The organism is Yersinia antarctica (assembly GCF_056636475.1).
Map to the genome: position 1 here is coordinate 4190971 of NZ_JBSJQF010000001.1, position 25590 is coordinate 4216560.

Here is a 25590-nt window from a genome sequence, read left to right on the forward strand (position 1 = left end):
AGAAATGCAAAAGCGCACATTGGGTCGCAGTAATCTCGACGTGTCCGCCATGGGCTTAGGCTGCATGGGGATGAGTTTCAGTTATGGTCCGGCCGCCGATAAACAGGAGATGATCTCTTTGTTGCACAAAGCGGTGGACCTTGGCGTGACATTCTTCGATACCGCAGAGGTCTACGGGCCTTACACCAATGAAGTATTATTGGGTGAGGCGCTGGCACCTCTGCGCGATAAAGTGGTGATTGCGACCAAATTTGGTTTTCAGGCTGATCCGAACGGCGGGCCAAAATGGATCGGTTTAAACAGCCGACCAGAGCATATTAAAAAAGTGGCGGAAGCCTCACTCAAACGGCTGAAAACGGATGTTATTGATCTGTTTTATCAACATCGCGTCGATCCCAATGTACCCATTGAAGATGTGGCCGGTGCAGTACAGGATTTAATCAAAGAGGGTAAAGTAAAACACTTTGGTTTATCTGAAGCTGGGGCGGCGACCATTCGCCGAGCTCACGCTGTTCAGCCGGTAACCGCCCTGCAAAGTGAATACTCATTATGGTGGCGTAAGCCGGAGCAAGAAATCATACCAACGCTGGAAGAACTTGGCATTGGTTTGGTGCCTTATAGCCCACTGGGTAAAGGTTATCTGACGGGTAACATGAATCAATCAACCCAGTTTGCCAGTGATGATTTTCGTAGCACGTTACCACGATTTACTCCCGAAGCCTTGGCCGCTAATCAGGCGTTAATCACCTTGATTCAGCAGGTCGCTCACCAAAAGGGTAGCTCGCCTGCGCAAATCGCTCTTGCCTGGTTGCTGGCGCAGAAACCCTGGATTGTACCGATCCCCGGTACGCGCAGACTGAATCGGTTAGAAGAAAATATTGGTGCGGTGAATGTAGAGTTGACCACTGCTGATCTGCAACAGATTAATAACGCGGCTGCACAAGTAACGATAATGGGTGATCGCTATCCCGAAACATTGGAGAAGCTTACTGGATTGTAATTTGTTCGCTTAATATCAGAGCAGAAATAGAGGCAGGATTGCTACTTTACAGGCCTATACTCTCTAGGTAGCAATTTCCTTGAAACTAACTTTCCCTATACTCAAACCGTTTACCCTCGACGTTTTTTAAGGTTTATCGAGCTTCAAATCACAGTGTTTATGATACCGGAGATACATCATGACGATAAAAGTTCTCGGTTATGCAGCCAAATCCGCACAAGTTCCCCTTGCCCCACTCGAGTTTACCCGTCGCGATCCGCGTCCTGATGATGTGGTGATGGATGTGCTCTATTGCGGTGTCTGTCACTCAGACCTGCATCAGGCGCGTAACGACTGGGGGTTCAGCAGCTATCCGCTGGTACCCGGGCATGAAGTGGTTGGGCAAGTCACCGCCGTGGGTAAAAGTGTCACGAAATTCAAGGTGGGTGATTTTGCCGGAATTGGCTGCATGGTGGACTCCTGCCGAGTGTGCCAACCCTGTCAACAGGGTCTGGAGCAGTATTGTGCAGAGGGCAATGTGCAAACTTACAATGGTGTTGATCGTCACGACCATACACCAACCTATGGTGGCTACTCACAATCCATTGTAGCTTCTGAAGATTTTGTGCTGAAAATGCCTGCTGGTTTGGATTTGCAAGCTGCCGCGCCACTACTGTGCGCCGGTATTACCACCTGGTCGCCGCTGCGCCATTGGAAAGTGGGTAAAGGCAGTAAAGTCGCGGTAGTTGGCCTGGGTGGTTTGGGTCATATGGCATTAAAGCTGGCGAATGCATTAGGGGCTGAAGTGACGCTCTTTACCCGTTCACCGAGTAAAGAGGCTGATGCTCGTCGTTTAGGTGCACATCATATTGTGTTATCCACCGATGATGCACAAATGGACGCGACCAAAGGGCAATTCGATCTGATTATCGATACCGTGCCTTATGTCCATGATATCAACCCGTACATGCCGACACTGAATGTGGATGGCACCCTGGTATTTGTTGGTTTTCTTGGTGATCTTAGCCCAATGATAAACACCATGCCATTGATTCTGGCACGGCGTTCGGTGGCCGGTTCATGTATTGGCGGCATTGCTGAAACACAGGAAATGCTCGATTTCTGTGCTGAACACGGCATTGCTTCAGATATAGAGATGATCAAGATTCAGGATATCAACGACGCCTATGAGCGGATGCTGAAAAGCGATGTGAAATACCGTTTCGTGATCGATATGGCGTCGTTAAAACCGTAATTATACTGGGAGTCACGCGGGGGGAACCTCGCACTTTTCCCATTAAATCTTAGCTGGCGTGCTCGCCCATATTCACGCAGGCAAATCGATGAGCAGGGCACGCAGCGGCGTTTCAGCTTTAATCACCAGATGCCGTTCTTCTTGTACAAAAGCACCATCACCGCAGGTCAGGCGCTGAGTTTCACTGGCTTGCGGCCCATCCACCGTTACTGTTCCGTGAATGGATTGCAGATAAGCCCTTGGGCCGTGTAGGTCAATGGTGTACTGTTCGCCCGCGGCTAAATCCAGATGATGAATCCATACTTGCTGACGCAGTTTCAGGCTGCCCTGCTCACCGTCAGGAGACGCTAGTAGCCTTAGTGGCTGCGTGCATAATGACAGGTGCTGGGCGGGATTGCTTTCCTGCTCAGGGCAGGCATTGAGCCATAACTGAATGCGAGTTAATGGCTTATCAGTACTCAAATTATGCTCGCTATAGCTGACACCTGATTGAGCAGAAAAGAGCAACACATCGCCAGTTTTACCGCGCACATAGTTACCCAGACTATTTCGATACTCAGCCTCACCTTGTAAAATCAGGTTTAAAATATCAACCTGCGGATAAGTTCGTGGTTGAAATGAGGATCCCGGTGCTAACACTTCCTGATTCAAAACGCGCAGTGAGGCATAACCCAATAGCTTCGGGTCAAAATAGTGGCCGAATGAGAAAGTATAACGGGCTTGGAGCCAACCATAGTCAGCTTGCCCGCACTGTTTTGCTGTTCTGCATGTGATCATGACAATGATTGCCCTATCCTGATATTAATTGATAAAGAGATGGTAAGCGTCTGGACGACGGATTGTTAGCCAGTTAATCTGGTCGCTATATTCAAATTTCCTGATTGAGAAAATGATGGCCAAAGATCGGGCGCTAACGTTAGAAGCATTGAGAGTAATGGATGCTATTGACCGCCGTGGTAGTTTTGCCGCGGCGGCTGATGAATTGGGACGGGTACCTTCTGCGCTGAGCTATACCATGCAGAAACTTGAAGATGAGCTTGATGTGGTGTTGTTCGACCGCTCCGGGCATCGCACCAAATTTACCAATGTTGGGCGGATGCTACTGGATCGCGGGCGGGTGTTACTGGAGGCCGCAGACAAACTGACTACCGATGCTGAGGCACTGGCGCGCGGCTGGGAAACACATATCACGATTGTCAGTGAGGCATTGTCTCCGGCATGGAAACTGTTCCCGTTGATCGACAAACTGGCGCTCAAAGCTAATACTCAGGTCTCCATATTTACCGAAGTATTGGCCGGGGCATGGGAACGGTTGGAGCAAGGGCGGGCTGATATCGTCATTGCGCCCGATATGCATTTCCGTGCATCTTCAGAGATTAACAGCCGTAAACTGTACAAAGTGACCAGTGTCTATGTTGCCAGCCCAGACCACCCCATTCATTTGGAACCAGAACCTCTGTCAGAACTGACCCGAGTGAAATACCGTGGTGTCGCTGTAGCGGATACCGCTCGTGAGCGGCCAGTTATCACGGTGCAATTGCTGGATAAACAGCAACGTTTGACGGTCAGCACCATCGAAGATAAGCGGCGGGCCTTATTAGCTGGTTTGGGTGTGGCGACCATGCCCTATGAAATGGTAGAAAAAGACATTGAAGCGGGCCGTTTACGGGTTGTCGGGCCAGAGTTCAGCCGTGAGGCCGATATTATTATGGCATGGCGGCGCGACAGTATGGGGGAGGCTAAGTCGTGGTTCCTGCGAGAAATCCCTAGATTGTTCGCTAATAAGTAAACGGCTACTGCGCGTCGTCATACTGAGATTGTGCAGTGCTCACAATCCTCACGTACTACGTGTACGCTCCGGTTTTTCCGCGCTGTACGCACTTAGTCTGACTTAGCTCGCTACGCCTTAAGCTGTTATGGCTACTGCGCGTTAATCTGTTAATAAAGTGAAACGTGTATCTCGTCCATGTGGCTCCAGCAGGTCTTGCTGTGGGCCGATGGAGATAATCCCGTAAGGGTTTATAGTGCCGTGGCTGCGATAGTAGTGATTGCGGATATGGGCAAAATCTACTGTTTCAGCGACGCCTTGAATTTGATAAATATCGCGTAAAAAGCCATATAAGCTGAGATAATCGCTGATACGGCGCTTATCACATTTGAAATGAGTGACATATACCGGATCAAAACGCACCAATGTGGTCCATAAACGCAAATCCGCTTCCGTCAGTTGGCCTCCAGTCAGATATCGCTGTTTCACCAGAATCTGTTCCAGCTTGGCCAATGCATCAAATAAGGTATTAACTGCCTCGTCATAGGCTTCCTGTGTAGTGGCGAATCCCGCCTTATACACCCCATTATTGACCTGATCGTAAACCCACCCGTTGATATCATCAATATTACTGCGTAACGCTGTAGGGTAATAATCCCCCGCCTTGGCGCCGACGCCATCAAAAGCAGTATTGAACATACGAATGATATCGGCAGATTCATTGCTAACGACTGTCTGTTGCTGCTTATCCCATAACACCGGAACGGTTACCCGCCCGCTATAATTTGCATCGGCGCGCAGATAAAGCTGATAGAGATAGTCAAGATGATAGAGTTCGTCGCCGGTGGCGGCAGGGAAATCATTAGCGAAGGTCCAGCCATTCTCCAGCATCAGTGGATGTACCACAGAAACTGAAATCAGTGACTCTAAGCCTTTCAGTGTGCGCATGAGTAAAGTGCGGTGTGCCCATGGGCAGGCAAGAGAAACATACAGATGGTAACGGTGTGCTTCGGCTTTAAAGCCAGCTTTACCTTGTGGGCCCGCCTGCCCATCAGCAGTCACCCAATTGCGGAACTGTGAGGTACTGCGTTTGAAATGGCCACCGGTAGATTTTGTGTCGTACCAGATGTCTTTCCACATGCCGTCTACGAGCTGTCCCATCCAATCCCCCGTGTTCTTGAAATTGTAGCGTTGTTAGCTGCTCTTATTCACCCGAATCACTTACCTGAGTAAGTTCATCGGGATTAATGAGCCTCATCCTTGAGGCTCACCCTACGGCTAGACTATAAATGCTGTTCAAATTGGAAACCAATTTGTCATTCGCTTGCTGCCTGACTGCAACTCCAATTACTTTGGGGATTGCATTTTATAGTATAGCCTTACCACTTCTTACCCAGCAGGCGGTCAATACTGAAACCACCCGGGCCGGCAACCGCCAACACAATGAAACCGCCAGCGATGGTTAGGTTTTTCATGAACATCAACTGGTTAACGCCTTCCGCAAAGTTAGTGTGGAAGATAAGTGCCGTCAGAATAGTGAAACCCGCGGTGAACAGTGCAGTGGTACGGGTCAGGAAACCAAACAAAATTGCCAGACCGCCGCCAAATTCCAGCAAAATGGTCAATGGTAGGAAGAAGCCTGGGACACCCATCGCTTGCATATATTGTTGCGTGCCAGCATAGGCATCACCCATTTTGCCGTAACCGGCTACAATAAACAGAATCGGCATCAGAATGCGTGCTACCAACAGGCCAGTATCTTGTAATTTGTTCATCGACGACTTCTCCAAAAAGTTGTTCTATTAATGCCTGGCATCTGCGGGCGTTAATGGTTAATCAAAGGTGCTTGTGTGTGGTCGCTTGCCGGTGTTATCCCGCAAACTCCCTCGCCAATTCCCAAACGAAATGCAACAAAGTGACCCACCGGTCAGGTACGGATAAAATAGCCGTATTGACCCTGTCGGAGACCCTGTTGCATGAAGGGAAAACATTTGACTCAGCATGAGCGCTTTTACATCGAAAAACGAAAAGCTGAAGGCGTTAATCAGTCCTGCATTGCCAGAGAGCTCGGCGTCTCTCGCTCTACCCTGAGCCGGGAGCTCAGACGTAATACGGACCCCGCCTTCAACGGACTTTACTCCTCCAGACGCGCTGATGCCTTAGCCAGACAACGGCGGGGCGCCACCTCGGCACACAATGCCTGTTTCCCTCTGGGCCAGCAGACACAAGACTTTCTCCGGCAGGCGCTGGCTGTACATACCTCCCCTGAGGTTATCTCTGGGAGACTGAAAATCCAGTTTGATATCGCCGTCAGCAAAAATACCCTCTACCGCTATATCCGTTCGGACAGACAGGCTGGCGGTAAGCTTTACCTTCAGCTCCCTCACCGGGGTAAACGCTATCGCTATGATACGGGTGAGCCCGGACGCACGCCCATCCCGGACAGGGTTGGCATTGAGCACAGGCCTGCTGAGGCTGAACTCAAACAGGTTCCCGGGCATGTTGAAATCGATACGATTTTTGGCAAAGACCAGAAGTCATTCCTGCTGACGGTCGTGGACAAAGCCACAAAGCAGGTCATTATCCGTAAACTCCCCAATAAGTGCGCTGAGAGCGTCGTGGAAGCGTTCAGGGACATCGTGGCGAATACTTTCTGTGAGTTTAAAACCCTGACGGCAGATAACGGACCCGAGTTTGCGAAACATAAGGACATCACTCAGGTAACGGGCGCAAAGGTTTACTTTGCCCGGCCTTATCATTCCTGGGAGCGGGGGTTGAATGAGCATACCAACGGTCTGATACGGCGGTTTTATCCGAAAGGAACCGATTTTAATGGCGTCAGCGATGAAGATATTGCGAGACTGGAGCACATCCTCAACACTCGGGGGCGCAAATCTCTGGAATACAGCTCACCGAATGAGGTATTTTTAGAGTATCTACTCGCTGCATAACGCATGATGGTTTGTTGCGTTTCGTTCGGGAATGGGGCCCTGAGTTGATGAGAGAATGTTAGTTGAGAAGTTGAGAAGTTGTTAGCAAGTAAAACTGTCTGTTTTTATCAAAAAAACTGAAGTGTAAGCAGATTAAAGCCGAAAAATGGTCTGTTTAGGCATAAGAAATGGGGAAGGGCAGTCAGTAGCCCGCATGAGATACCGATATGCCACCAAGTGAAGTAACGGCAGGTTAACGTAAGAGAAAAGTGTTACGAAACAATCGGATAGTTCCCCATAACCCAACCGCCCGACGCGACCAGCGGATGAATTTACTCGGGTGGCGGATACCGTATAGCGCGACCAGGCTGGAGCCAATCATCAAATATTTTCGCATACCGACGATTTGTGCCCAACCGCGATCATAAGGTGCAGTGACCTCAAGCCAATGTGTGGCACTGTTGGCGAGATCCAGACGTTGCTGCTGGATCTCATGTAACAATGCGGCCTTTTCCTGTGCTAATTTACGGCGGCTCAACGCTCTTTCTCCAATAACTCGCGATCCGTTTCCAGTTGCTTACGGGTAGAACCCAGCAGTGTGGAGCGGCGCGCCTTGGTGAGAGTCCAGATAATACCGATTATCGCTAGTGCTAATAGCACGGCAGTGGTAGTGCCAAGCGCCATTAAACGATAGGCAGGATCAATACCCCATATGACTAATACCAGCAGACTCATCAACCCGAAAGCGGTAAACAGCAAGGTAATCCCTGCCATCATCAGCAACTGAACCAGTGTTGCTTTTTCCTCTTCCAGCTCAATAGCAGCCAGACGTACACGGGTTTCAACCATGCCTACCACAATGGTAGCGATACGATGAACAGTATCGAGGACCCCTTTACCGGGGCCCTGAGTGTGAGGAAGCTCAGCCATAATCAGCGGCGAGACAACAGAACGCCTAACACCACGCCGACAGCAGCACCGATGCCTACGCCAGTCCAAGGATTGTCGTGAACATAGGTATCTGCTTTATCAGCAATTTCTTTAGTTTGGGCTGCGATTTTATCGCCGGTTTCGCTCAGACGCTCGCGAGTATCTTTCAACGCGCTTTCCGCTTTGGCTCGCAGCTTTTCTAACTCAGCTTTCGGCTTATCGGTCGAAGTTTGCAGCACTTCTTCCAAAGTATCTGCCAGTGACTTAAGTTCAGCGCGTAAATGTTCAGAGGTTTTATCTTGTGGCATGTAATAGCTCCTTAACATAACTGAGGTGAATACATAACGTAGCGAATATTTTACAAGGTTAAAAGGTTAATAATCTTAAATAACCCTGATGAGTCGCCATTCTCGTATTTAAAACCGGAGTTGCTACTTTTGTGCCTGAGCTTGCTTTAACTCAGCTTGTGCTTCCACTAACTTCTTCTGCTGCTTGGTAATTTTGCTAGCATCACCTTTTTGCTGAGCCTCTTTTAACTCTTGCTGACGCTCAGTGACTTTGTGCTGCTTTTGTCTGATTTTTTGTTGTCGTTCGGCCTTTAGGCTCTCCGCCGTGCAATTGCTCTTTACTTCTTTTAAGGCTGTTGCCAGACCAGCAGCGCGGCGGGTATTGCCATGTTGTTTGGCATAATCTATCTGTTGTTGGATTTCTTTGGCTTTTATATCGCATTCATTGTCTACCACTGCCTGAGCAACATTACAAAACACGACAATGGGTAAAACCAACAGGAGAGAGTGACGTAACAACATAGTATTGCTTCCTTTTACAGCAAGAGTCAGGGACGAAACAGGTTGCCGTGAATGTTTAAGCATAGCGCTGAATTATGTGATACCCAAGTTTACCACAGGATTTTTTATAGATTAATCAGATATCAGCGGAATAAATGGACGAAAAACAAGAGATGACTACGGGGATTTCGCTCCCCGCAGCAATAATTATCCCACTTTCTGTGGGGTATTTCTGAATGCAGGCAACAGACGCTGACGTTTCTTGGACTCGCTCGAGACAATCACATAACCACTCGGCAAGATATCCTGTAAAACGACAATGGCTTCTTTCTGCTGTTCTGGGGATTCCAGGCTCACCACCAGGCTATCATCCTCTGGAGTGATGCTTTTTATCCGAATTCCACGTTGATCGAGATGTTGATACAGATAAAACCCATCAGGCAAGGACAACCCCTGTTGGTTAGGTCGAATTTTCAACGCACTTTCTGTGCGCAAAATGATCGGCGTAAACAACAGGGCTGCCAGCAACAACGCTGTAACTGGCAAGATAAGATAGTGCCAGACCGGGCGGCCGAAACGGCCCCTGAGGTTGATCACTCTGGCTTACCTTTATTATTGTCATTGCTATCGGCAACCGGCGGCGTATTTTTTTTGCGCCAAAGCACATATAAAGAACCAAACAAGCCAATCACCAATAGTGCCAGTGGCAATAACATCAGGACGAACATCACTTCGTCTTCATATTTTAGGAATACGGGGGTTTTACCAAAGGCAAAGCCCATGGTTGTCAGGATCAATACCCACAGGAAACCGCTCATCCAGTTGAAGAACTGAAAACGGGCGTTGTTCAGGCCTGAAAGCCCGGCAATAGTTGGCAACAAGGTACGCACAAATGCCAAGAAACGGCCTACCAGTAGGGCTGATAAACCATGGCGATGGAACAAATTATGGGCGCGCTGGTGGTAATGAGCGGGTAGATGAGACAACCAGCCCTGTACTACTTTCGTATTCCCCAGCCATCGACCCTGAATATAACTGACCCAGCATCCAAGGCTGGCGGCAGTAGTCAATACCACGAGGGTCACAGGGAAACTCATTGCACCTTTTGCAATCAGTACACCAACCAGAATCAGCAGACTATCGCCTGGTAAAAAGGCTGCTGGCAGCAAGCCATTCTCCAGGAAAAGTATGACAAACAGCAGGATATAAATGGCCCATACCAGAGACGGGTTCGCGAGTGTCTCATAGTCTTGTGCCCATAGAGCATGTAAGAGTTCTTTAATGATATCCATCTGGTATTCCTAAAACGTCATTGTTGTATACCCTTCTTACCTGACGTTGCAGCGGCGCTTTCTTACCCGAATCACTGAGATGCTAATCAATGGGCGGGATTCGTTCGTTTTGCCTGACTGCAATACCAATTACTTTGGGTATATTCGTTAGTTTATAAACACGACTCGCAAAAATAACGGATGGCTTTTCGTGTTTAAGCGATGGTTTTGATAAATGTGTTAAAAACAAACCAATTCGCTGATATCAATAGGTAAATATACTTCTCGCTGTAACTGCCTGGACAGCTACGACAACTGACCATCATGGTGGTAGGTAAGCATCCCGCTATATTGAATATTACTCTCTTTCCAGCCACCCACACGATTTTGCTGTGTCGATACATGGAACATCCAGTTGGAGTAGTTAAGCAGTGGCAGTGATTGCCTCGGCTGTTTGTATATTTCATCCGCCCGACTGTTGCGAGACATCGGCAGATATGCCCCAGACCATGAGTTATTGGCCAACGACGGATTGGCTGAGCCAGTAAACTTGGTGGCACCCAGCCGATTCTTTATGGCCGTTTTTTTGACCGGCAAACCCATCAGACGTAATTGGGAGGAGATGACCTTATTTTGCAGGTGCAGGTAAGGTGAAAATGCACTTACAGATGATGGCGTGTCGCTAACATCGTGGTGGTCATGATAAACAGAACTCAGCGCTGAGAGCGCCATGCCGGATGGGGTAGAATGAGTGGGCGATAGCAGGTTGCCGGAGACCGAACCGGCCCAGCCAGACACTGCAATAAATAGAGCAAACAACCAGCGCATGTTTTTGCGTTTCGCTCCCAAAGCACCCAAGTAAAAAAGTGCTGCCACTTTAGCAAAATAGCGGGATATGAAACAGGGAAATATAGAGACCTACTGGGTGTTTATTAAGCAATGGTTTAAAAATAGGCTTGATACTGACGTTTGTTGACAGAAGTCGACATTTACTGACTACAAAGCAGCATAATCAGACCGGGAAGAGAAAGAAAAGAATCAGTTTCTCTTCCCATGGCCTGCAACAATCCGGGCAAGGATCAGCTTTTACTATTCGCGACCATATTGTTATTCATCATCAGATTATCGAGATGAACAACGGGGTTTTCTGTGAATAAATAACGATCCACATTAAATTCAAAATCATCGGTAGTAGCACGAAACAGCATCTGCTTGGTATTTTCCAGATGTTGCCACATAGCAAGTTTACTGGCGTAAGGATCTTTACGCATCAGTGCCTCAAGGATCCTGTCGTGATCTTCGCACCAGCTCTCGATCGATTTATCATCGATATGCTCATGCAATTTGATCCAGTAAGGGTTATGTACCCGCTGGCTCCACATTTTTTCGACAATCGTTGCCATGGCGGTATTTTGGGTGGCCAGAGCAACCTGCACGTGGAATTTCAGATCCCATTGTGAATCACGGAAGCGATCTTCCTGGCGCGCATGCTTTTGGATCTCGATTAATTGCACGATATCTTGCCGCGTAACCTGAGTGGCGGCAAATTCAGCAATATTACTTTCGATCAACTGGCGGGCCTGTAATAGCTCAAAGGGGCCTGCGGTGGCGAATTCAATGCTGTGGTTGGGCATCACGAGGTGCTTTTGCTGATTCGACATCACGTGGATGCCGGAGCCTTTACGCACTTCGACGTAACCCTCTACTTCCAGCATGATAATCGCTTCACGGACCACGGTGCGGCTGACATTCATCTCTTCTGAAATGTAGCGTTCTGCCGGCAATTTATCCCCCACCGGATAAACACCCGCTTCGATGCGCTGCTTTAACTCTGCGGCTAACTGCTGGTACAACCGTCTGGTTTCTGTGAATTCCATGATTAAGGCTCTTGGGATCAATTGAGGCAGCAAATTTTGCGGCTCATTTTGTCTGGAAGGCATGATATCCCGAACGAGATACAATTGGACTTGTTATACCACTTATCCCTATTGGGTTCTAGTCATTGCTATCACAGTTGTGATGGAAAATACGTCCTAAACTCAGGGCAAAGAAGAAGTAAAAAGCCCGGTAAATGATTACCGGGCTGGAGTCGAACCAATGGCTCAATAATGACTAGTCAGATTAGTTCTGTCCGGCAGGTGCCTGTTGTATCGGATCGATTGCAGGTTCAACCGCCGGGCGGTTTTGCAGTACCGTCCAGATAACCACTACTGCTAACACATCAAATACCGCCAGTGCAGCAAACAGCGGGCTGAAGCCCATGGTGTCTGCCAACGCACCCACCACCAGAGCGAACATGGTACTGGCAGTCCAGGCCGCCATACCGGTTAACCCGTTGGCGGTGGCCACTTCGTTACGACCAAATACGTCGGAAGATAGCGTAATCAGTGCGCCGGACAGTGATTGGTGAGCAAAGCCCCCAACACACAGCAGTGCGATAGCGGCATAAGGGCTAGTGAACAGGCCGATAGTCCCCGGTGCAATCATTAACAGACCACCCATTGTTACCACCAACTTACGGGAAACAATCAGGTTAACTTTGAAGTGTTTCTGGAACAACGGCGGCAGGTAGCCACCCAAAATACAGCCTAGATCGGCAAACAGCATTGGCATCCAGGCGAACATGGCGATTTCTTTCAGGTTAAAGCCATAGGCTTTAAACATGAATAGCGGGATCCAAGCGTTAAATGTTCCCCAAGCTGGTTCTGCCAAGAAACGCGGGATCGCAATGCCCCAGAACTGACGGTTACGGATAATCTGCAATGCAGACATCTTTTTCGCGTTAGCAGTGGAGTGCTGTGCTTCCTGACCACTGAGGATGTATTCACGTTCTTCATCAGTCAGTTTTTTCTGGTCTTTCGGGTGTTTGTAGAGGATTAACCAGGCAATAGCCCAAATCAGACTGAGCACACCGGTGATGATAAATGCCATCTGCCAACTGTGCATCACGATAGCCCACACCACTAGTGGTGGTGCAATCATGCCGCCGATAGAGGAACCGACGTTAAAATAACCTACAGCAATGGAGCGTTCTTTTGCCGGGAACCATTCGCTACTAGCCTTCAGGCCCGCTGGGATCATAGCAGCCTCTGCCATACCTACCGCACCACGAGCGATAGCTAAACCGCCCCAACTGCTGGCTAACGCGGTACTCATACAGAAGATGGCCCACATAATGGCAAACATGGCATAGCCCACTTTGGTGCCCATCACATCCAGAACATAACCGGCTACCGGTTGCATCAGGGTGTAAGCAGCAGAATAAGCGGCAATGATGTAAGAGTATTGCTGTGTCGTGATATGTAACTGCTCTTGCAACGTCGGTGCGGCAACCGCAATAGCATTACGTGTTAAGTAACCCAATATGGTGCCGACGGTGACCAAAGCGATCATGTACCAGCGTAAGCCTTTAATTTTACGCATCATTTATAACTTTCTCCCAGTCTAAGATTACTGCTATGAAGCGCGACCTGTAGCGGCGTCTCATGGCGCAATTTGGTCCAACCTACATCGCTGTGCATGTGGTGGTACCCGACCCTGCTTAATTGACGTTACAGCGGTGTTAGCTGCTCTCATTCCCCCGCATCACTGACTGGAATCAGTTTTGCCGGATTCACTCGTTTGCCGCCGACCTGTAACACCAATTACGTTGGGTCATACCTTCTTATTGGCGTTGAGGCTACGTGCTGTCACGAGCTTCAACTGCTTTGGGTATCCCTTCCTATTGAGAGCAACTGTGCTGTAGCTGCTCTCATTCTTGCTTGTGTCTTCCCGCTTGGGTCAAATCAGCGCATTTGATAGAGCAATGCGGATGAGATGACTGAGGGCGACGCAACAATAACTTGTCATACAGATTTAAAAGTTGAGTGATATCACAAAAACCACTTTTCAATTAGGGAATAATAGAACCCGACAGACTTAGTGCCGCAAGGGGCTAAATAGATTATAAATGTTGAGTATTTGTTCTTTTTGTTAGGTTTTTGCGATCTCTATCGATAAAAAAATGCTGGACGATAGATGAAATTGGTGTGATAACTTCGCGATAACAGAGAGCAGTGCTCTAAGATGTACTCAAGTGAGGAACCTAATATGTCGCAGTTTTTGACCGAAGACTTTTTGCTGGACACCGAATTCGCCCGTCGTCTGTATCATGACTACGCAAAAGATCAGCCGATCTTTGATTATCATTGCCATTTACCCCCTGAACAGATCGCAGAAAACTACCGCTTTAAGAATCTGTATGACATCTGGTTGAAAGGTGACCACTATAAATGGCGTGCTATGCGGACTAATGGTGTAGCAGAACGTTTGTGTACCGGCGATGCCAGTGATCGTGAGAAGTTCGAAGCTTGGGCTGCCACGGTTCCACATACTATTGGTAACCCGCTGTATCACTGGACTCATCTTGAATTGCGCCGTCCATTTGGTATTACAGGTAAATTATTATCTCCTGCAACGTCAGAAGAGATCTGGCAACGCGGTAACGAATTACTGGCTCAGGACCGTTTCTCTGCGCGCGGCATTATGCAGCAGATGAATGTAAAAATGGTCGGTACCACTGATGACCCGATTGATGACCTACGCCACCATAAAGCTATTGCTGCTGATGGCAGTTTCAACATCAAAGTGTTGCCAAGCTGGCGTCCAGATAAGGCCTTCAACATTGAAGCCGCTGGTTTTAATGACTACATGCAACGCTTGGAAGCTGCCGCTGATACCTCTATCAGCCGCTTTGCCGATCTGTGCACGGCACTGAACAAACGGATGGACCACTTTGCCGCGCACGGCTGTAAAGTATCGGATCATGCCTTGGACGTCGTGGTCTACGGTGAAGCAGATGAAGCCACGTTGGATGCGATTCTGGCGCGCCGTCTGGCCGGTAATCAGCCCACTACTGAAGAGATCGCCCAGTTTAAAACCGCAGTGTTGCTATTCCTGTCTGGCGAATATCACCGCCGTGAATGGGTGCAGCAATACCACATCGGCGCTCTGCGTAACAATAACAGCCGCATGTTTAACCTGGTGGGGCCGGATATCGGTTTTGACTCCATCAATGACCAACCACTGGCGCAGCCACTGTCCCGTCTGTTGGATGCTCAGGGCCTGCGTAATGCATTACCAAAAACCATCCTTTACTGCCTGAACCCACGTGATAACGAAGTTATCGGCACGATGGTTGGCAACTTCCAGGGCGAAGGTGCTGCGGGGAAAATGCAGTTCGGTTCCGGCTGGTGGTTTAACGACCAGAAAGATGGCATGCAACGCCAAATGACCCAACTGGCACAACTTGGTTTGCTAAGCCGCTTCGTTGGCATGCTGACGGATAGCCGCAGCTTCTTGTCTTATACGCGCCATGAATACTTCCGTCGCATCCTGTGCCAGATGATTGGTCGCTGGGTGGAAGATGGCGAAGCTCCGGCAGATATTGAACTGCTGGGTTCAATGGTGAAAAACATCTGTTTCGATAACGCGAAGCAATATTTTGCCATCGAGCTGTAATCGCTTTGAATAACAAATAACAGGGCCGGTTAGCGGCTCTGTATAACTCTAACTCATTATTTATTTAACGCCCGGCTGCACTGCGGTAAAGACCTTCTCTACAAAGAAAGGATTGCCTGCAAAGCACGGACTGTCAGTAATGCCGGTCCATGGCTGTATGCGTTATGAGGTGAACCCTGATGCAAACTCTAAACCGTCGTGACTTTCCCGGCCGTAGCCACCCTGACAAGATCATTCAATTTGGCGAAGGTAACTTCCTGCGTGCTTTTGTTGACTGGCAGATTGATTTACTCAATGAACACACCGATCTGAATGCCGGGATCGTGGTGATCCGCCCGATCGATACTGATTTTCCACCGTCACTCAGTACTCAGGATGGTCTGTACACTGCGGTGATCCGTGGTTTGAATGAGCAGGGCGCAGCGGTGCGTGAATCCCGCCTGATCCGCTCAGTTAACCGTGAGATCAATATTTACCGTCAGTTCGATGAATATTTGGCGCTGGCCCGCGATGCCAATATCCGCTTTATGTTCTCAAATACCACCGAAGCGGGTATTGCCTGGAATGAAGCCGACCAATTCAGTGACGCACCCCCAAGCTCTTTCCCGGCTAAATTGACCCGTTTACTGTTTGAACGTTTCGAGCATTTTGCCAGTGCCGCAGATAAAGGTTGGGTGTTACTGCCTTGCGAACTGATTGATTACAATGGTGAAGCACTGCGCGAACTGGTGTTGCGTTATGCCAGTCACTGGCAGTTACCTGCCGCTTTCACCCAGTGGTTAACGGAAAACAATACTTTCTGTTCAACGCTGGTTGACCGCATCGTTACAGGCTATCCGCGTGATGAAGTGGCTGCCTTACAGACCGAACTGGGTTATCAGGACAGCTTCCTGGATACCGCAGAATACTTCTATCTGTTTGTTATTCAAGGGCCAAAAGAACTGGCTCAGGAACTGCGCCTCGATCAGCTTGAGCTGAACGTGCGTATCGTTGATGACATCAAACCCTATAAAGAACGCAAAGTTGCCATTCTGAACGGTGCACACACCGCGCTGGTACCCGTGGCATACCTCTCTGGGCTGGACACTGTCGGCCAGACGATGGATGACGCACAAATCAGCAGCTTTGTAGAGAAAACCATTACCGAAGAGATTGTACCGGTATTGGATTTACCAGAAGACGAATTATTGTCGTTCTCGCAAGCGGTATTAAGCCGGTTCCGCAACCCGTTCATTCAGCATCAACTGCTGTCTATCGCCTTGAATGGTATGACTAAATTCCGTACGCGTATTTTGCCACAGTTGCTAACCTACCAGCAGCAGCAAGGTAAGTTACCACCGCGTCTGACCTTTGCTCTGGCAGCCCTTATCGCCTTTTACCGTGGTGAGCGTGAGGGTCAAACTTACCCGTTGCAGGATGATGCTCACTGGCTGGAACGCTTTTCCACCTTGTGGAGTGGTGTAAAACACAGTGATATCACTCTGGCTGAGTTAGTTAACAGCGTACTGTCTGATGCGACCCATTGGGGGCAGGATTTGACCGCCGTTCCACAACTGGCCAACCAGGTGACAGAGCAACTGCAAACAATCATTGATCGTGGCATGAGAGCTGCGGTAGCGGCCTATAGCTAAAGGTTTAACTATGCAAAGTATTATAAAAATTCACCCGCTGGATAATGTTGCTGTCGCACTGCAAGACCTGGCCGCAGATGAAGTCATTGAAACCGGTGAGCTCAGCGTTAAGCTGGCTCAGCCGGTGGCCCGTGGCCATAAGTTTGCTTTAACAGCGATCGAACCGGGTCAGATGATCGTTAAGTATGGTTTGCCTATTGGCCATGCATTAATTCTCATCCAACCGGGCGAACATATTCATTCGCAAAATGCCAAGACTAACCTCAGTGATCTGGATGAGTATCAATATCAGCCGGAATTCAGTGACCTGCCACCACAAATGGCAGATCGTGAGGTACAAATCTACCGTCGTGCTAACGGTAATGTGGGGATTCGCAACGAATTGTGGATAGTGCCGACTGTTGGTTGCGTGAATGGCATCGCCCGCCAAATCCAGCAGCGTTTCCTGAAAGAGACTCAGGATGCAGAAGGTATTGATGGTGTTTATCTGTTCAGCCACCCATTCGGTTGTTCACAACTGGGTCAGGATCATGAAAATACCCGTACCATGCTGCAAAACATGGTACGTCACCCTAACGCGGGTGCGGTGCTGGTGATTGGCCTGGGTTGTGAAAACAATCAGGTAGATGTTTTCCAAACTACGCTGGGCAAGGTTGATGAAGATCGCGTGCACTTTATGGTCTGCCAGCAGCAGGATGATGAAGTTGAAGCCGGTTTAGAGCATTTACATGCGCTCTATCAGGTGATGCGTAATGACCAACGGGTGCCGGGCAAACTGAGTGAACTGAAATTTGGTCTGGAATGTGGCGGCTCTGATGGTTTGTCCGGTATTACGGCTAACCCTCTGCTGGGGCGCTTCTCTGACTATGTTATTGCGAATGGCGGAACTTCTGTACTGACCGAAGTACCGGAGATGTTTGGTGCGGAACGTATTCTGATGAGCCGTTGCCGCGATGAAGCGACTTTTGAAAAGACGGTCAGTATGGTCAATGATTTCAAACAGTACTTTATCGCTCACAACCAACCGATTTATGAAAACCCATCACCGGGTAATAAAGCGGGCGGTATCACCACATTGGAAGAGAAATCCCTTGGTTGCACCCAGAAAGCGGGTCAGAGCAAAGTGGTCGATGTACTGAAATATGGCGAGCGCTTGCAACGTCCCGGCTTGAACCTGCTCAGCGCACCGGGCAATGATGCGGTGGCAACCAGTGCTTTGGCGGGTGCTGGCTGCCATATGGTGCTGTTCAGTACTGGTCGTGGCACACCTTACGGTGGTTTTGTACCGACGGTGAAACTGGCAACCAACAGTGAATTGGCAGCGAAAAAGCCACATTGGATTGATTTTGATGCTGGTAAGTTGATTCACGGCACCTCAATGGACACCTTGTTGACTGAGTTTGTCGAGTTGATTGTCGACATTGCCAATGGTAAACCGGCGCGCAATGAAGTGAATGATTTCCGCGAACTGGCGATCTTTAAAAGTGGTGTAACCTTGTAAATAGTATGTCTTTCGAATAATATGAAACGGTGTTTTATTTTTTATAAATAAGCTCCGATACCCAAAGTAATTGGCGTCATAGGTAGGCCGCCCGCGAATAAACCCCGATGAGCTTACTCAAGTAAGTGATTCGGGTGACAAATCTGCCGAGCTGATTTGAACACTGCTTGCAGTGGCCTGAACGAGATAAAGCCCATGGATGGGCCGAGTAAAGGGCAGCTAACAATCCTGTGGCTTCAAGCACGAAGGGGGTTCATTATTAACAGTCAGACTCAGTGCGGGTAACTGCACTTCAGGACTCCCCACCATGACCTTCTATTGGTTTGCTCAATCCATTGGTGTACTGGCATTTTTTGTCGGTATCACCATGTTTTTCAACCGTGATGAACGGCGTTTCAAACTTCAACTTTCCGCATACAGTGCCATTATTGGTTGCCACTTCTTCCTGATGGGAGCCAGTGCTGCCGGCAGTAGTGCCATGCTTAACGCATTACGTAATCTGGTAGCCGCTAAAACGCGCAGTAATATTGCGATGATGGTCTTTATCATCCTGACGCTGACTTTTGGTATTTGGCGTATGCAACATGCGGTGGAAATATTGCCCATTTTTGGCACGGTAATTAGTACTTGGGCACTGTTTCGCACCCATGGGCTGACCACCCGTTGTGTGATGTGGGTCTCCACCGTCTGCTGGGTTATCCATAACGTATGGTTGGGCTCTATTGGTGGCTCATTAATTGAAGGCAGTTTCTTACTGCTAAACGGTTTTAATATTATCCGTTTCCGTCGCCTGCAACTTAAAGGAATAGACCCTTTCCGGGTTGAGAAGAAAGCGGTAAAAGAAGACGCCGCCCAATAAAACTGGGGGCTGTAATCGCCCCCACGGGTTATGACACTATCCTGATTCAGATGCTTTTACGGTTCGCCAGTGGATCTGGATTAGCCAATCTGGCATCGTCTGCCTGGCAGGCTGCGGCAGTGAACAGCACATCGGTGGAGGAGTTCAGGGCGGTTTCGGCTGAATCCTGTAACACACCGATAATGAAACCAACTGCGACCACTTGCATTGCTATTTCGTTTGGAATACCAAACATGCCGCAAGCCAATGGGATCAGCAACAGCGAGCCACCGGCAACCCCGGATGCACCACAGGCACAGACCGCAGCCACTACACTCAGCAACAGCGCTGTGGGTAAATCAACCGGAATACCCAGCGTATGTACCGCCGCCAGTGTCAGCACGGTGATAGTAATTGCCGCGCCGGCCATGTTAATGGTGGCACCCAATGGAATGGAGACTGAGTAAGTGTCTTCATTCAGGTTCATCTTCTTACACATTTCCATATTTACGGGAATGTTAGCCGCTGAACTGCGGGTAAAGAAGGCGGTTACACCACTTTCACGCAAGCAGGCAAAGACCAGTGGATATGGGTTACGGCGAATTTTCCAATACACAATCAGTGGGTTTATTACTAATGCCACCAGTAACATACAGCCAATTAATACGATGAGTAGCTGTGCGTAACCCAGTAACACGCCAAAACCCGTTTCTGCCATGGTGGAGGCAACCAAGCCAAAAATACCCAGCGGCGCAAAACGGATAACCACTCGTACCACTTTGGTCACCGCATCAGACATATCATTAATTAAGGCTTTAGTGGTATCCGCAGCATGACGCAAGGCAATACCCAAGCCCACGGCCCAGGCCAGAATGCCGATATAGTTGGCATTGAGCAGCGCATGAATCGGGTTAGCAATTATGCTGTTCAGCAAGCCTTTCAGTACTTCTACAATCCCACCGGGAGGGGTGATTTCAGCAGTATTGGTCGCCAGAATAAGGGTGGATGGGAACATAAAGCTAACCACCACAGCAATCAATGCGGCTGAAAAGGTACCCAATAGATACAAAAACAGAATAGGGCGGATACTGGTTTTTTGCCCCTGTTTATGGTTGGCAATGGAGGCCATGACCAGCATCAAAACCAATATCGGTGCAACAGCTTTCAATGCACCAACGAATAATGTACCGAGCAGACCAACGGCTGTAGCTGCAGGGGTAGAGACCACGGCCAAAATGATACCCGCCACCAAACCGACCAGTATTTGTTTAACTAAACTACCACGGGCGATAAACCCGATAAATCCAGATGGTGTCTTTTCCATAGTTTTCCAGTGATGCCTCTTCCCAAGTTAAACTTGTTTTATTTTTTTACCCATTTAGCACTCAAACCGGAACGGGACTGAGCGCTTATGTTCACACCTGTAACTTAATATTATTTGTAACTGGGTGTGTTTGCTTTGACAGTATAAGGGAATCTATTGGCGAGGAAAAAGACAATCAGCAAAATCCAATACGGATCAATATTGTATAACATTTCGTTTACATTTATGTGATCGTAATAACATTTGGTGAGTGGCGAAATATACGGGATAAATGCGGGGTTATTACTCCCCCGCATAATAGATTGTAGCGTCAGGCAGCTTACTTGTGGATAGTCTTATCTGCTGCTAAACGGCGGTCTGCACGATGATTTACCCAGACATTAATTAACAATGTCAGTGCCAGAATACCGGCTACCACACCTAATGAAATGCCAATAGGGATATGGAACAGGTCAATAATCATCATTTTGATACCGATAAACACCAGAATGACGGATAAACCATACTTCAACATTGAGAAGCGTTCGGCCACGTTTGCGAGTAAGAAATACATGGCACGCAGACCTAAAATAGCGAACAGATTAGAGGTCAACACAATAAAGGGATCGGTGGTCACCGCGAAGATAGCTGGGATGCTGTCAACGGCAAAAATCACATCACTTAGCTCAACCAGAATTAATACCAGCACTAGTGGTGTTGCATAGAGCAGGCCATTTTTACGCACAGTAAAGCGGTCGCCATGTAACTCATCCGTCATGCGTAAGTGATTACGAATCCAGCGAACCAGTGGTTTCTCACCGATGGGAGTATCGTCTTCTTTTGCCAATGCCATTTTGATACCGGTAAACAGCAGGAAAGCACCAAACAGATACAGGATCCAACTGAATTGCGACACCAGCCAACTGCCGGCGAAGATCATAATAGTACGCAGTACAATCGCACCCAGCACACCGTAAATCAGTACCCGGCGCTGCAAATTGGCAGGAACAGCAAAATAGCTAAACAGCATTAACCAAACGAAGACGTTATCTACGGCGAGTGCTTTCTCGATCAGATAGCCAGTCAGGAAGGCAAGTGCTTGCTTGTCGGCGATATCACGCCCCACTGTTTCGGCCAGATACCACCAAAAACCAGCATTAAACAGTAAAGACAAACTAATCCACACTAGAGACCAGCAGGCAGCCTGACGCAGTGTCATGGTTTGTGCACCACGACGCCCCTGTAGGAGTAAATCGATGGCAAGCATAATCGTCACGATAACAGCAAAACCACCCCACAATAAGGGAGTACCCACGGTATTCATCATTCATAAACCTCTTAAAAACAAAAACGGCCAACGTCGGAAGACGCTAGCCGCTATGTCTGAGCTGCAAGCAAACCTCGCCTTCCGGCAAGGTCTCACTTACAACACCGATAATGTAACAACACCCATAGGTGCTAGTACATAATGAGGTTGCCCGGTAACCGGGTGCTTTCGCACCGTAATGACGGCTGACCGGCAATGAAGTTACTCCCCTTTGCCGCGCAAAAATAATGGAAAATGGGCTGCTGGTCAATCATTGAAAGTAAATTAACTTACAGCCGGTGGCTGGGTATCGGCTGGGAAAATAACCCCAGTCTGGCGGCGAATATCTGTTTGAATACGCGAGGTGAGCAACGACAACTGCAAACCAGCGTGTTCTACCTGCGCATTTTCCACCAAATTGGCAAAAACCTCAGCTTCATACAGCATAGTATTAATATGCTGTGGCAGCGTCAGATCCACCGAATGGCCCCCTCTTGGGGTAAAGGCGATAGACAGACATTCAGAGATACTTTCAATAATCAGCGAACCATCCTCCCCCTGAATTTCACTGGGGATATCTGATTGGCTGACTTTTGAATGGATGAGAACCACATCAAAATCGCCATAATTCATACAGACGGTGCCGTGGGCATCGACCCCACTGGGGAGCAAACTGGCGCTGGCCAGTACTGATTTCGGCTCGCCCCATAATGCCAGTGCGCTAGCCAAACAGTAGTAACCAATATCCATGATTGAGCCATTAGAAAAGGCCGGGTTAAAGGTGTTGGGATTTTCGCCGTTCAGGTAGCGCTGGTAACGTGATGAATATTGGCAGAAGTTAATGGTGACTTTACGTAATTTTCCCACCTTGGGCAGTGCCTGCTTTAACTGAATAAAGTTAGGCAGATAGGCAGTTTTAAAAGCTTCAAATAGCACGACCTGATGTTCGCGGGCACAGGCAACCAGCGCTTCGACTTCAGCCAGATTTGATGCCAGCGATTTCTCGCAAATAACGTGTTTTTTATGGCTGAGGAACAATCTTGCCTGGGGATAATGTAGGGAGTTCGGGCTGGCAATATACACCGCATCAATCTGGTCACTCGTCGCCAAGGCTTCCAGATTATCAAAGCAGTCAGTAACGTTGTAATCATCGCCAAACTCTTGGGCCTGTTCCAGCTTACGGGAGTAAACGGCAACCAGTTTCATCTTGCCACTTTCGTGGGCGGCATCAACAAAGCGTGCGGTGATCCAATTAGTGCCAATAACAGCGAAGCGAATCATAGTGAACTCCGTTACTACAGAAGAAAAACACGTTGAACCGCCAGATGGTTACACCCACAGGGAGATTTTCTTGGCGAATTCCCTTCGTACTTGACGTTACAGGGGGCGCTATGTTCACTTGCTTGCCGCCTGTCTGCCCCTTGAAATCTATTCGGTATGGCTTTGTAAATCAAATACTAATAAATCGCACCAAACAGATCCAAATGAGTCAGATAGAGGCGAGTGTCAAACTCTAACTGATGATATTGCGGCTCCATATGGCAGCACAAACTATAGAATGCTTTGTTGTGATCTTTCTCTTTCAAATGCGCCAATTCATGAACCACTATCATTTTTAGGAAGGCTTCTGGCGCGTTTTTAAACACAGTGGCGACCCGAATCTCTGCTTTTGCTTTCAATTTGCCACCTTGCACCCTGGAAATTGCGGTATGCAGGCCGAGAGCATGCTTCATCACCTGAATTTTACTGTCGTAGGCCACTTTACTTAACGGCTGAGCGTTGCGTAGATACTGGTTTTTTAAATCAACCGTGTATTGATACAACATCTTATCCGTATTGTAATCATGGGATTGTGGATAGCGCTGACGTAATACATTCCCCAGACGCTGCTCGGTGATGAGTTGGCGTACCTGAGACTGTAAGTTTTCGGGATAACCTTGCAGATAAGTCAGTTCCTGCATATGTATTTGCTCTGGCTAAGTTAGGCAATCAATTGATGGCTGATATGGGCCGATAATAACGTTTTCCCATCGTTTAGACAAAATCCTATTGTGCAGTTGGGCCAAATCTAATGACTTAAATAAAAAGTATCAGTACCAGCATCACGTTACACTTTGCTGGTACTGGTTTTTCGTTAAGAAATTAGTATCTAACTAATTTAAAATTGGTAATTGATACCCAAAGTCGCTTGGGTATCTGAGTAATTGTGCTTACCTAACTGCTGACCAAGGTGGCTCCATAGCTTAAGGTTGTTATTGAACTTGCCCTCAACACCTAGTTTCAACTCAGCAATGTTGTTAATTCCTTGCGGTGTAATATGGGCATCATCCAGTAATAGCCCTTTATTCCCGTTGCTATTTATCCAATTAGTTTCAATGAACGGTTTGATTTTTAAGGTGTTAGTAGTAGATAAAGTATCAGTGCCAAGTTCTAGCGTTGTAAGTAATCCTAATTTGGTCGTAACCGTATTGTGCTCTTCTATCTTTATCTGTGGCCCGGTGAGTTCTTTATGTTGCAGCCCACTGCTACGTTGCAACAATACTTTCGCCTGCGGTTGTACAAATAACTTAGCCTTCTCTTTTTCGATCAATTGAATTTTGTAACCTGTTTCTAACGCCGAGGTGAATATATAAGACTTATAATTCGCACCGGTGACGACTTCTGGTGCCTTAACCTGATTATTAAACATTCCGTATTGTGCAAGTAAACCAATATAAGGCCCAAGTTGACTGATGTTGTTGGCATGCCAGACGCTATATAACCCTAAGTTATAGCCAACTACAGACCCATTAGCTTGATGCTGAGATGTGGTGGAATTGCTACGACTGCTGGCTTTACCGATACCGGCAGTTATTCCCAGAATTCCTAGATCATGTTCACCGCTGCTCCATTGGCTTATTTCGCCCCCTAATTGAGTTGAATAGCGGGTGCCTTTGGTGTGGAGTTGGTCCTGACCGGAGCTAAAGCGGGTTATCGCCCCATTGGTGTTTAACCACATGCCGGTAACTTTTTGCTCGCCCGTCATTGGGTCAATGTAGGGAGTTTCTCCTTGGCGATGCTGTAGGTCGTCAGTAATAAACATCTGTTGTGCAGCCATTTGGTTGGCAAGATAGCTACCGGCTTGCGGATTGTGGCCAATGACAAGTGTTGATTTAGCTATATTGTCTACGATATCCGCTCGTGGGATATTGATGCCTGCTTTCGGTTTTTTTCTCTCTTGTAGCTGCTGTTGTTTTTGAGCAATAGGCTCTGGGGAGAGCACTTTAGCAGCAACGGGTTTTATCGCCTGGAAGAGATCGCTGGCTTCAGTAAATACAGCACCTACTTCATCGAGTAAACTATCTTTACTATCAGCCCAGGCAGTTGTGCTACCCAATACTAATAACAGAGCGCCAATAGCTTTAGCACAAGGCGTTATACGATAAGGTGATAAATGGGCGTCAGTAGGTTGCAGTGTTTCTTTGCCACTATCGGGCTGAGTAATATTTGACATATACATTTTTTATTTACCTTCCTGGTAATTAATGTTAAAAATTTATCAATGACGAGATATATTATTTTCCAACGACAAACATTGGTTTCCTCTCAATG

Annotated in this window: 25 protein-coding genes; 8 read left to right on the top strand and 17 right to left on the bottom strand. The window is 48.1% G+C overall.

Annotated elements, in window-relative coordinates:
- Positions 1–4: 4 nt before the first annotated feature.
- Both ACWJJO_RS19395 and ACWJJO_RS19400 read left to right on the top strand, forming a co-directional pair.
- Positions 5–1000, top strand: coding sequence for an aldo/keto reductase (locus ACWJJO_RS19395; RefSeq protein WP_083162314.1), 996 nt, complete (start codon positions 5–7; stop codon positions 998–1000).
- 178 nt (positions 1001–1178) lie between these two features.
- Positions 1179–2234 (top strand): NAD(P)-dependent alcohol dehydrogenase, encoded by a 1056-nt coding sequence (locus ACWJJO_RS19400; protein ID WP_083162316.1) that lies wholly within the window; start codon positions 1179–1181, stop codon positions 2232–2234.
- Positions 2235–2306: 72 nt separating this feature from the next.
- Here the strand turns inward: ACWJJO_RS19400 and ACWJJO_RS19405 are convergent, their stop codons facing one another.
- On the bottom strand, positions 2307–3011 hold the full coding sequence (locus ACWJJO_RS19405; protein WP_083162317.1) for a pirin family protein: 705 nt from the start codon (positions 3009–3011) through the stop codon (positions 2307–2309).
- 115 nt (positions 3012–3126) lie between these two features.
- Between ACWJJO_RS19405 and ACWJJO_RS19410 the strand changes: the two genes are divergently transcribed.
- Entirely contained in the window at positions 3127–4023 is an 897-nt protein-coding gene (locus ACWJJO_RS19410) for a LysR family transcriptional regulator (RefSeq protein WP_083162318.1), read from the top strand.
- Between the two features lie 141 nt (positions 4024–4164).
- On the opposite strand, the gene ACWJJO_RS19415 is transcribed toward ACWJJO_RS19410, so the two are convergent.
- The gene (locus ACWJJO_RS19415) at positions 4165–5163 is read right to left on the bottom strand and encodes a glutathione S-transferase family protein (RefSeq protein WP_420072729.1); all 999 of its coding nucleotides are present in this window, start codon (positions 5161–5163) and stop codon (positions 4165–4167) included.
- Between the two features lie 218 nt (positions 5164–5381).
- The gene (locus ACWJJO_RS19420) at positions 5382–5777 is read right to left on the bottom strand and encodes a DoxX family protein (protein WP_004714887.1); all 396 of its coding nucleotides are present in this window, start codon (positions 5775–5777) and stop codon (positions 5382–5384) included.
- Positions 5778–5978: 201 nt separating this feature from the next.
- On the opposite strand from ACWJJO_RS19420, the gene ACWJJO_RS19425 reads away from it, so the two are divergent.
- Positions 5979–6953, top strand: a complete 975-nt coding sequence (locus ACWJJO_RS19425) for an IS30 family transposase (protein ID WP_481090518.1) — start codon at positions 5979–5981, stop codon at positions 6951–6953.
- A gap of 232 nt (positions 6954–7185) precedes the next feature.
- Here the strand turns inward: ACWJJO_RS19425 and ACWJJO_RS19430 are convergent, their stop codons facing one another.
- From ACWJJO_RS19430 to ACWJJO_RS19470, 9 genes are all read right to left on the bottom strand, one after another.
- The gene (locus tag ACWJJO_RS19430) at positions 7186–7470 is read right to left on the bottom strand and encodes a YqjK-like family protein (protein ID WP_372569689.1); all 285 of its coding nucleotides are present in this window, start codon (positions 7468–7470) and stop codon (positions 7186–7188) included.
- The gene (locus ACWJJO_RS19435; RefSeq protein ID WP_083162321.1) at positions 7467–7862 is read right to left on the bottom strand and encodes a phage holin family protein; all 396 of its coding nucleotides are present in this window, start codon (positions 7860–7862) and stop codon (positions 7467–7469) included. The genes ACWJJO_RS19430 and ACWJJO_RS19435 overlap by 4 nt, the downstream gene beginning before the upstream one ends.
- Positions 7863–7864: 2 nt before the next feature.
- Positions 7865–8170, bottom strand: a complete 306-nt coding sequence (locus ACWJJO_RS19440; RefSeq protein ID WP_083162322.1) for an ElaB/YgaM/YqjD family protein — start codon at positions 8168–8170, stop codon at positions 7865–7867.
- A 123-nt stretch (positions 8171–8293) separates the two neighbouring features.
- Positions 8294–8671, bottom strand: a complete 378-nt coding sequence (locus tag ACWJJO_RS19445; RefSeq protein ID WP_102970527.1) for a DUF1090 domain-containing protein — start codon at positions 8669–8671, stop codon at positions 8294–8296.
- Positions 8672–8857: 186 nt separating this feature from the next.
- On the bottom strand, positions 8858–9247 hold the full coding sequence (gene mzrA, locus ACWJJO_RS19450; RefSeq protein WP_083162323.1) for an EnvZ/OmpR regulon moderator MzrA: 390 nt from the start codon (positions 9245–9247) through the stop codon (positions 8858–8860).
- Complete coding sequence (locus ACWJJO_RS19455; RefSeq protein ID WP_083162324.1) at positions 9244–9942, bottom strand: DedA family protein; 699 nt, start codon at positions 9940–9942, stop codon at positions 9244–9246. The genes mzrA and ACWJJO_RS19455 overlap by 4 nt, the downstream gene beginning before the upstream one ends.
- Positions 9943–10227: 285 nt before the next feature.
- The gene (locus ACWJJO_RS19460; protein ID WP_193784768.1) at positions 10228–10749 is read right to left on the bottom strand and encodes a hypothetical protein; all 522 of its coding nucleotides are present in this window, start codon (positions 10747–10749) and stop codon (positions 10228–10230) included.
- Between the two features lie 251 nt (positions 10750–11000).
- On the bottom strand, positions 11001–11798 hold the full coding sequence (exuR, locus tag ACWJJO_RS19465; RefSeq protein WP_083162325.1) for a transcriptional regulator ExuR: 798 nt from the start codon (positions 11796–11798) through the stop codon (positions 11001–11003).
- A 244-nt stretch (positions 11799–12042) separates the two neighbouring features.
- Positions 12043–13347, bottom strand: a complete 1305-nt coding sequence (locus ACWJJO_RS19470; RefSeq protein WP_083162326.1) for an MFS transporter — start codon at positions 13345–13347, stop codon at positions 12043–12045.
- A 663-nt stretch (positions 13348–14010) separates the two neighbouring features.
- On the opposite strand from ACWJJO_RS19470, the gene uxaC reads away from it, so the two are divergent.
- The 4 genes from uxaC (at position 14011) to ACWJJO_RS19490 (ending at position 19411) form a co-directional block, all read left to right on the top strand.
- Positions 14011–15420: a glucuronate isomerase gene (uxaC, locus tag ACWJJO_RS19475; protein WP_442850603.1), complete on the top strand. Its 1410-nt coding sequence runs from the start codon at positions 14011–14013 to the stop codon at positions 15418–15420.
- 179 nt (positions 15421–15599) lie between these two features.
- The gene (locus tag ACWJJO_RS19480) at positions 15600–17051 is read left to right on the top strand and encodes a tagaturonate reductase (RefSeq protein ID WP_481091417.1); all 1452 of its coding nucleotides are present in this window, start codon (positions 15600–15602) and stop codon (positions 17049–17051) included.
- Between the two features lie 10 nt (positions 17052–17061).
- Positions 17062–18552, top strand: coding sequence for a UxaA family hydrolase (locus ACWJJO_RS19485; RefSeq protein ID WP_083162332.1), 1491 nt, complete (start codon positions 17062–17064; stop codon positions 18550–18552).
- A gap of 307 nt (positions 18553–18859) precedes the next feature.
- The gene (locus ACWJJO_RS19490) at positions 18860–19411 is read left to right on the top strand and encodes a YgjV family protein (RefSeq protein ID WP_083162334.1); all 552 of its coding nucleotides are present in this window, start codon (positions 18860–18862) and stop codon (positions 19409–19411) included.
- 46 nt (positions 19412–19457) lie between these two features.
- On the opposite strand, the gene sstT is transcribed toward ACWJJO_RS19490, so the two are convergent.
- The 5 genes from sstT to ACWJJO_RS19515 all read right to left on the bottom strand — a co-directional run bounded on the left by sstT (position 19458) and on the right by ACWJJO_RS19515 (position 25498).
- Entirely contained in the window at positions 19458–20714 is a 1257-nt protein-coding gene (gene sstT / locus ACWJJO_RS19495) for a serine/threonine transporter SstT (protein WP_083162336.1), read from the bottom strand.
- 319 nt (positions 20715–21033) lie between these two features.
- Positions 21034–22020 (bottom strand): TerC family protein, encoded by a 987-nt coding sequence (locus tag ACWJJO_RS19500; protein WP_083162338.1) that lies wholly within the window; start codon positions 22018–22020, stop codon positions 21034–21036.
- A gap of 264 nt (positions 22021–22284) precedes the next feature.
- Complete coding sequence (locus tag ACWJJO_RS19505; protein WP_083162340.1) at positions 22285–23280, bottom strand: Gfo/Idh/MocA family protein; 996 nt, start codon at positions 23278–23280, stop codon at positions 22285–22287.
- Positions 23281–23456: 176 nt separating this feature from the next.
- Positions 23457–23960, bottom strand: coding sequence for a M48 metallopeptidase family protein (locus tag ACWJJO_RS19510; protein ID WP_005192896.1), 504 nt, complete (start codon positions 23958–23960; stop codon positions 23457–23459).
- A gap of 197 nt (positions 23961–24157) precedes the next feature.
- On the bottom strand, positions 24158–25498 hold the full coding sequence (locus ACWJJO_RS19515; protein WP_083162344.1) for an autotransporter outer membrane beta-barrel domain-containing protein: 1341 nt from the start codon (positions 25496–25498) through the stop codon (positions 24158–24160).
- Between the last annotated feature and the right edge of the window lie 92 nt (positions 25499–25590).

Excerpts from the sequence above, each read along its gene's own strand:
- ACWJJO_RS19440 (WP_083162322.1), bottom strand. The coding sequence starts at position 8,170 with ATGCCACAAGATAAAACCTCTGAACATTTACGCGCTGAACTTAAGTCA.
- exuR (WP_083162325.1), bottom strand. The coding sequence starts at position 11,798 with ATGGAATTCACAGAAACCAGACGGTTGTACCAGCAGTTAGCCGCAGAG.
- sstT (WP_083162336.1), bottom strand. The coding sequence starts at position 20,714 with ATGGAAAAGACACCATCTGGATTTATCGGGTTTATCGCCCGTGGTAGT.
- ACWJJO_RS19410 (WP_083162318.1), top strand. The coding sequence starts at position 3,127 with ATGGCCAAAGATCGGGCGCTAACGTTAGAAGCATTGAGAGTAATGGAT.
- ACWJJO_RS19400 (WP_083162316.1), top strand. The coding sequence starts at position 1,179 with ATGACGATAAAAGTTCTCGGTTATGCAGCCAAATCCGCACAAGTTCCC.
- ACWJJO_RS19490 (WP_083162334.1), top strand. The coding sequence starts at position 18,860 with ATGACCTTCTATTGGTTTGCTCAATCCATTGGTGTACTGGCATTTTTT.
- ACWJJO_RS19420 (WP_004714887.1), bottom strand. The coding sequence starts at position 5,777 with ATGAACAAATTACAAGATACTGGCCTGTTGGTAGCACGCATTCTGATG.
- ACWJJO_RS19500 (WP_083162338.1), bottom strand. The coding sequence starts at position 22,020 with ATGATGAATACCGTGGGTACTCCCTTATTGTGGGGTGGTTTTGCTGTT.
- ACWJJO_RS19455 (WP_083162324.1), bottom strand. The coding sequence starts at position 9,942 with ATGGATATCATTAAAGAACTCTTACATGCTCTATGGGCACAAGACTAT.
- ACWJJO_RS19415 (WP_420072729.1), bottom strand. The coding sequence starts at position 5,163 with ATGGGACAGCTCGTAGACGGCATGTGGAAAGACATCTGGTACGACACA.
- ACWJJO_RS19425 (WP_481090518.1), top strand. The coding sequence starts at position 5,979 with ATGAAGGGAAAACATTTGACTCAGCATGAGCGCTTTTACATCGAAAAA.
- ACWJJO_RS19395 (WP_083162314.1), top strand. The coding sequence starts at position 5 with ATGCAAAAGCGCACATTGGGTCGCAGTAATCTCGACGTGTCCGCCATG.
- ACWJJO_RS19470 (WP_083162326.1), bottom strand. The coding sequence starts at position 13,347 with ATGATGCGTAAAATTAAAGGCTTACGCTGGTACATGATCGCTTTGGTC.
- ACWJJO_RS19445 (WP_102970527.1), bottom strand. The coding sequence starts at position 8,671 with ATGTTGTTACGTCACTCTCTCCTGTTGGTTTTACCCATTGTCGTGTTT.
- uxaC (WP_442850603.1), top strand. The coding sequence starts at position 14,011 with ATGTCGCAGTTTTTGACCGAAGACTTTTTGCTGGACACCGAATTCGCC.
- ACWJJO_RS19460 (WP_193784768.1), bottom strand. The coding sequence starts at position 10,749 with ATGCGCTGGTTGTTTGCTCTATTTATTGCAGTGTCTGGCTGGGCCGGT.
- ACWJJO_RS19480 (WP_481091417.1), top strand. The coding sequence starts at position 15,600 with ATGCAAACTCTAAACCGTCGTGACTTTCCCGGCCGTAGCCACCCTGAC.
- ACWJJO_RS19405 (WP_083162317.1), bottom strand. The coding sequence starts at position 3,011 with ATGATCACATGCAGAACAGCAAAACAGTGCGGGCAAGCTGACTATGGT.
- ACWJJO_RS19435 (WP_083162321.1), bottom strand. The coding sequence starts at position 7,862 with ATGGCTGAGCTTCCTCACACTCAGGGCCCCGGTAAAGGGGTCCTCGAT.
- ACWJJO_RS19505 (WP_083162340.1), bottom strand. The coding sequence starts at position 23,280 with ATGATTCGCTTCGCTGTTATTGGCACTAATTGGATCACCGCACGCTTT.
- ACWJJO_RS19510 (WP_005192896.1), bottom strand. The coding sequence starts at position 23,960 with ATGCAGGAACTGACTTATCTGCAAGGTTATCCCGAAAACTTACAGTCT.
- ACWJJO_RS19485 (WP_083162332.1), top strand. The coding sequence starts at position 17,062 with ATGCAAAGTATTATAAAAATTCACCCGCTGGATAATGTTGCTGTCGCA.
- ACWJJO_RS19515 (WP_083162344.1), bottom strand. The coding sequence starts at position 25,498 with ATGTATATGTCAAATATTACTCAGCCCGATAGTGGCAAAGAAACACTG.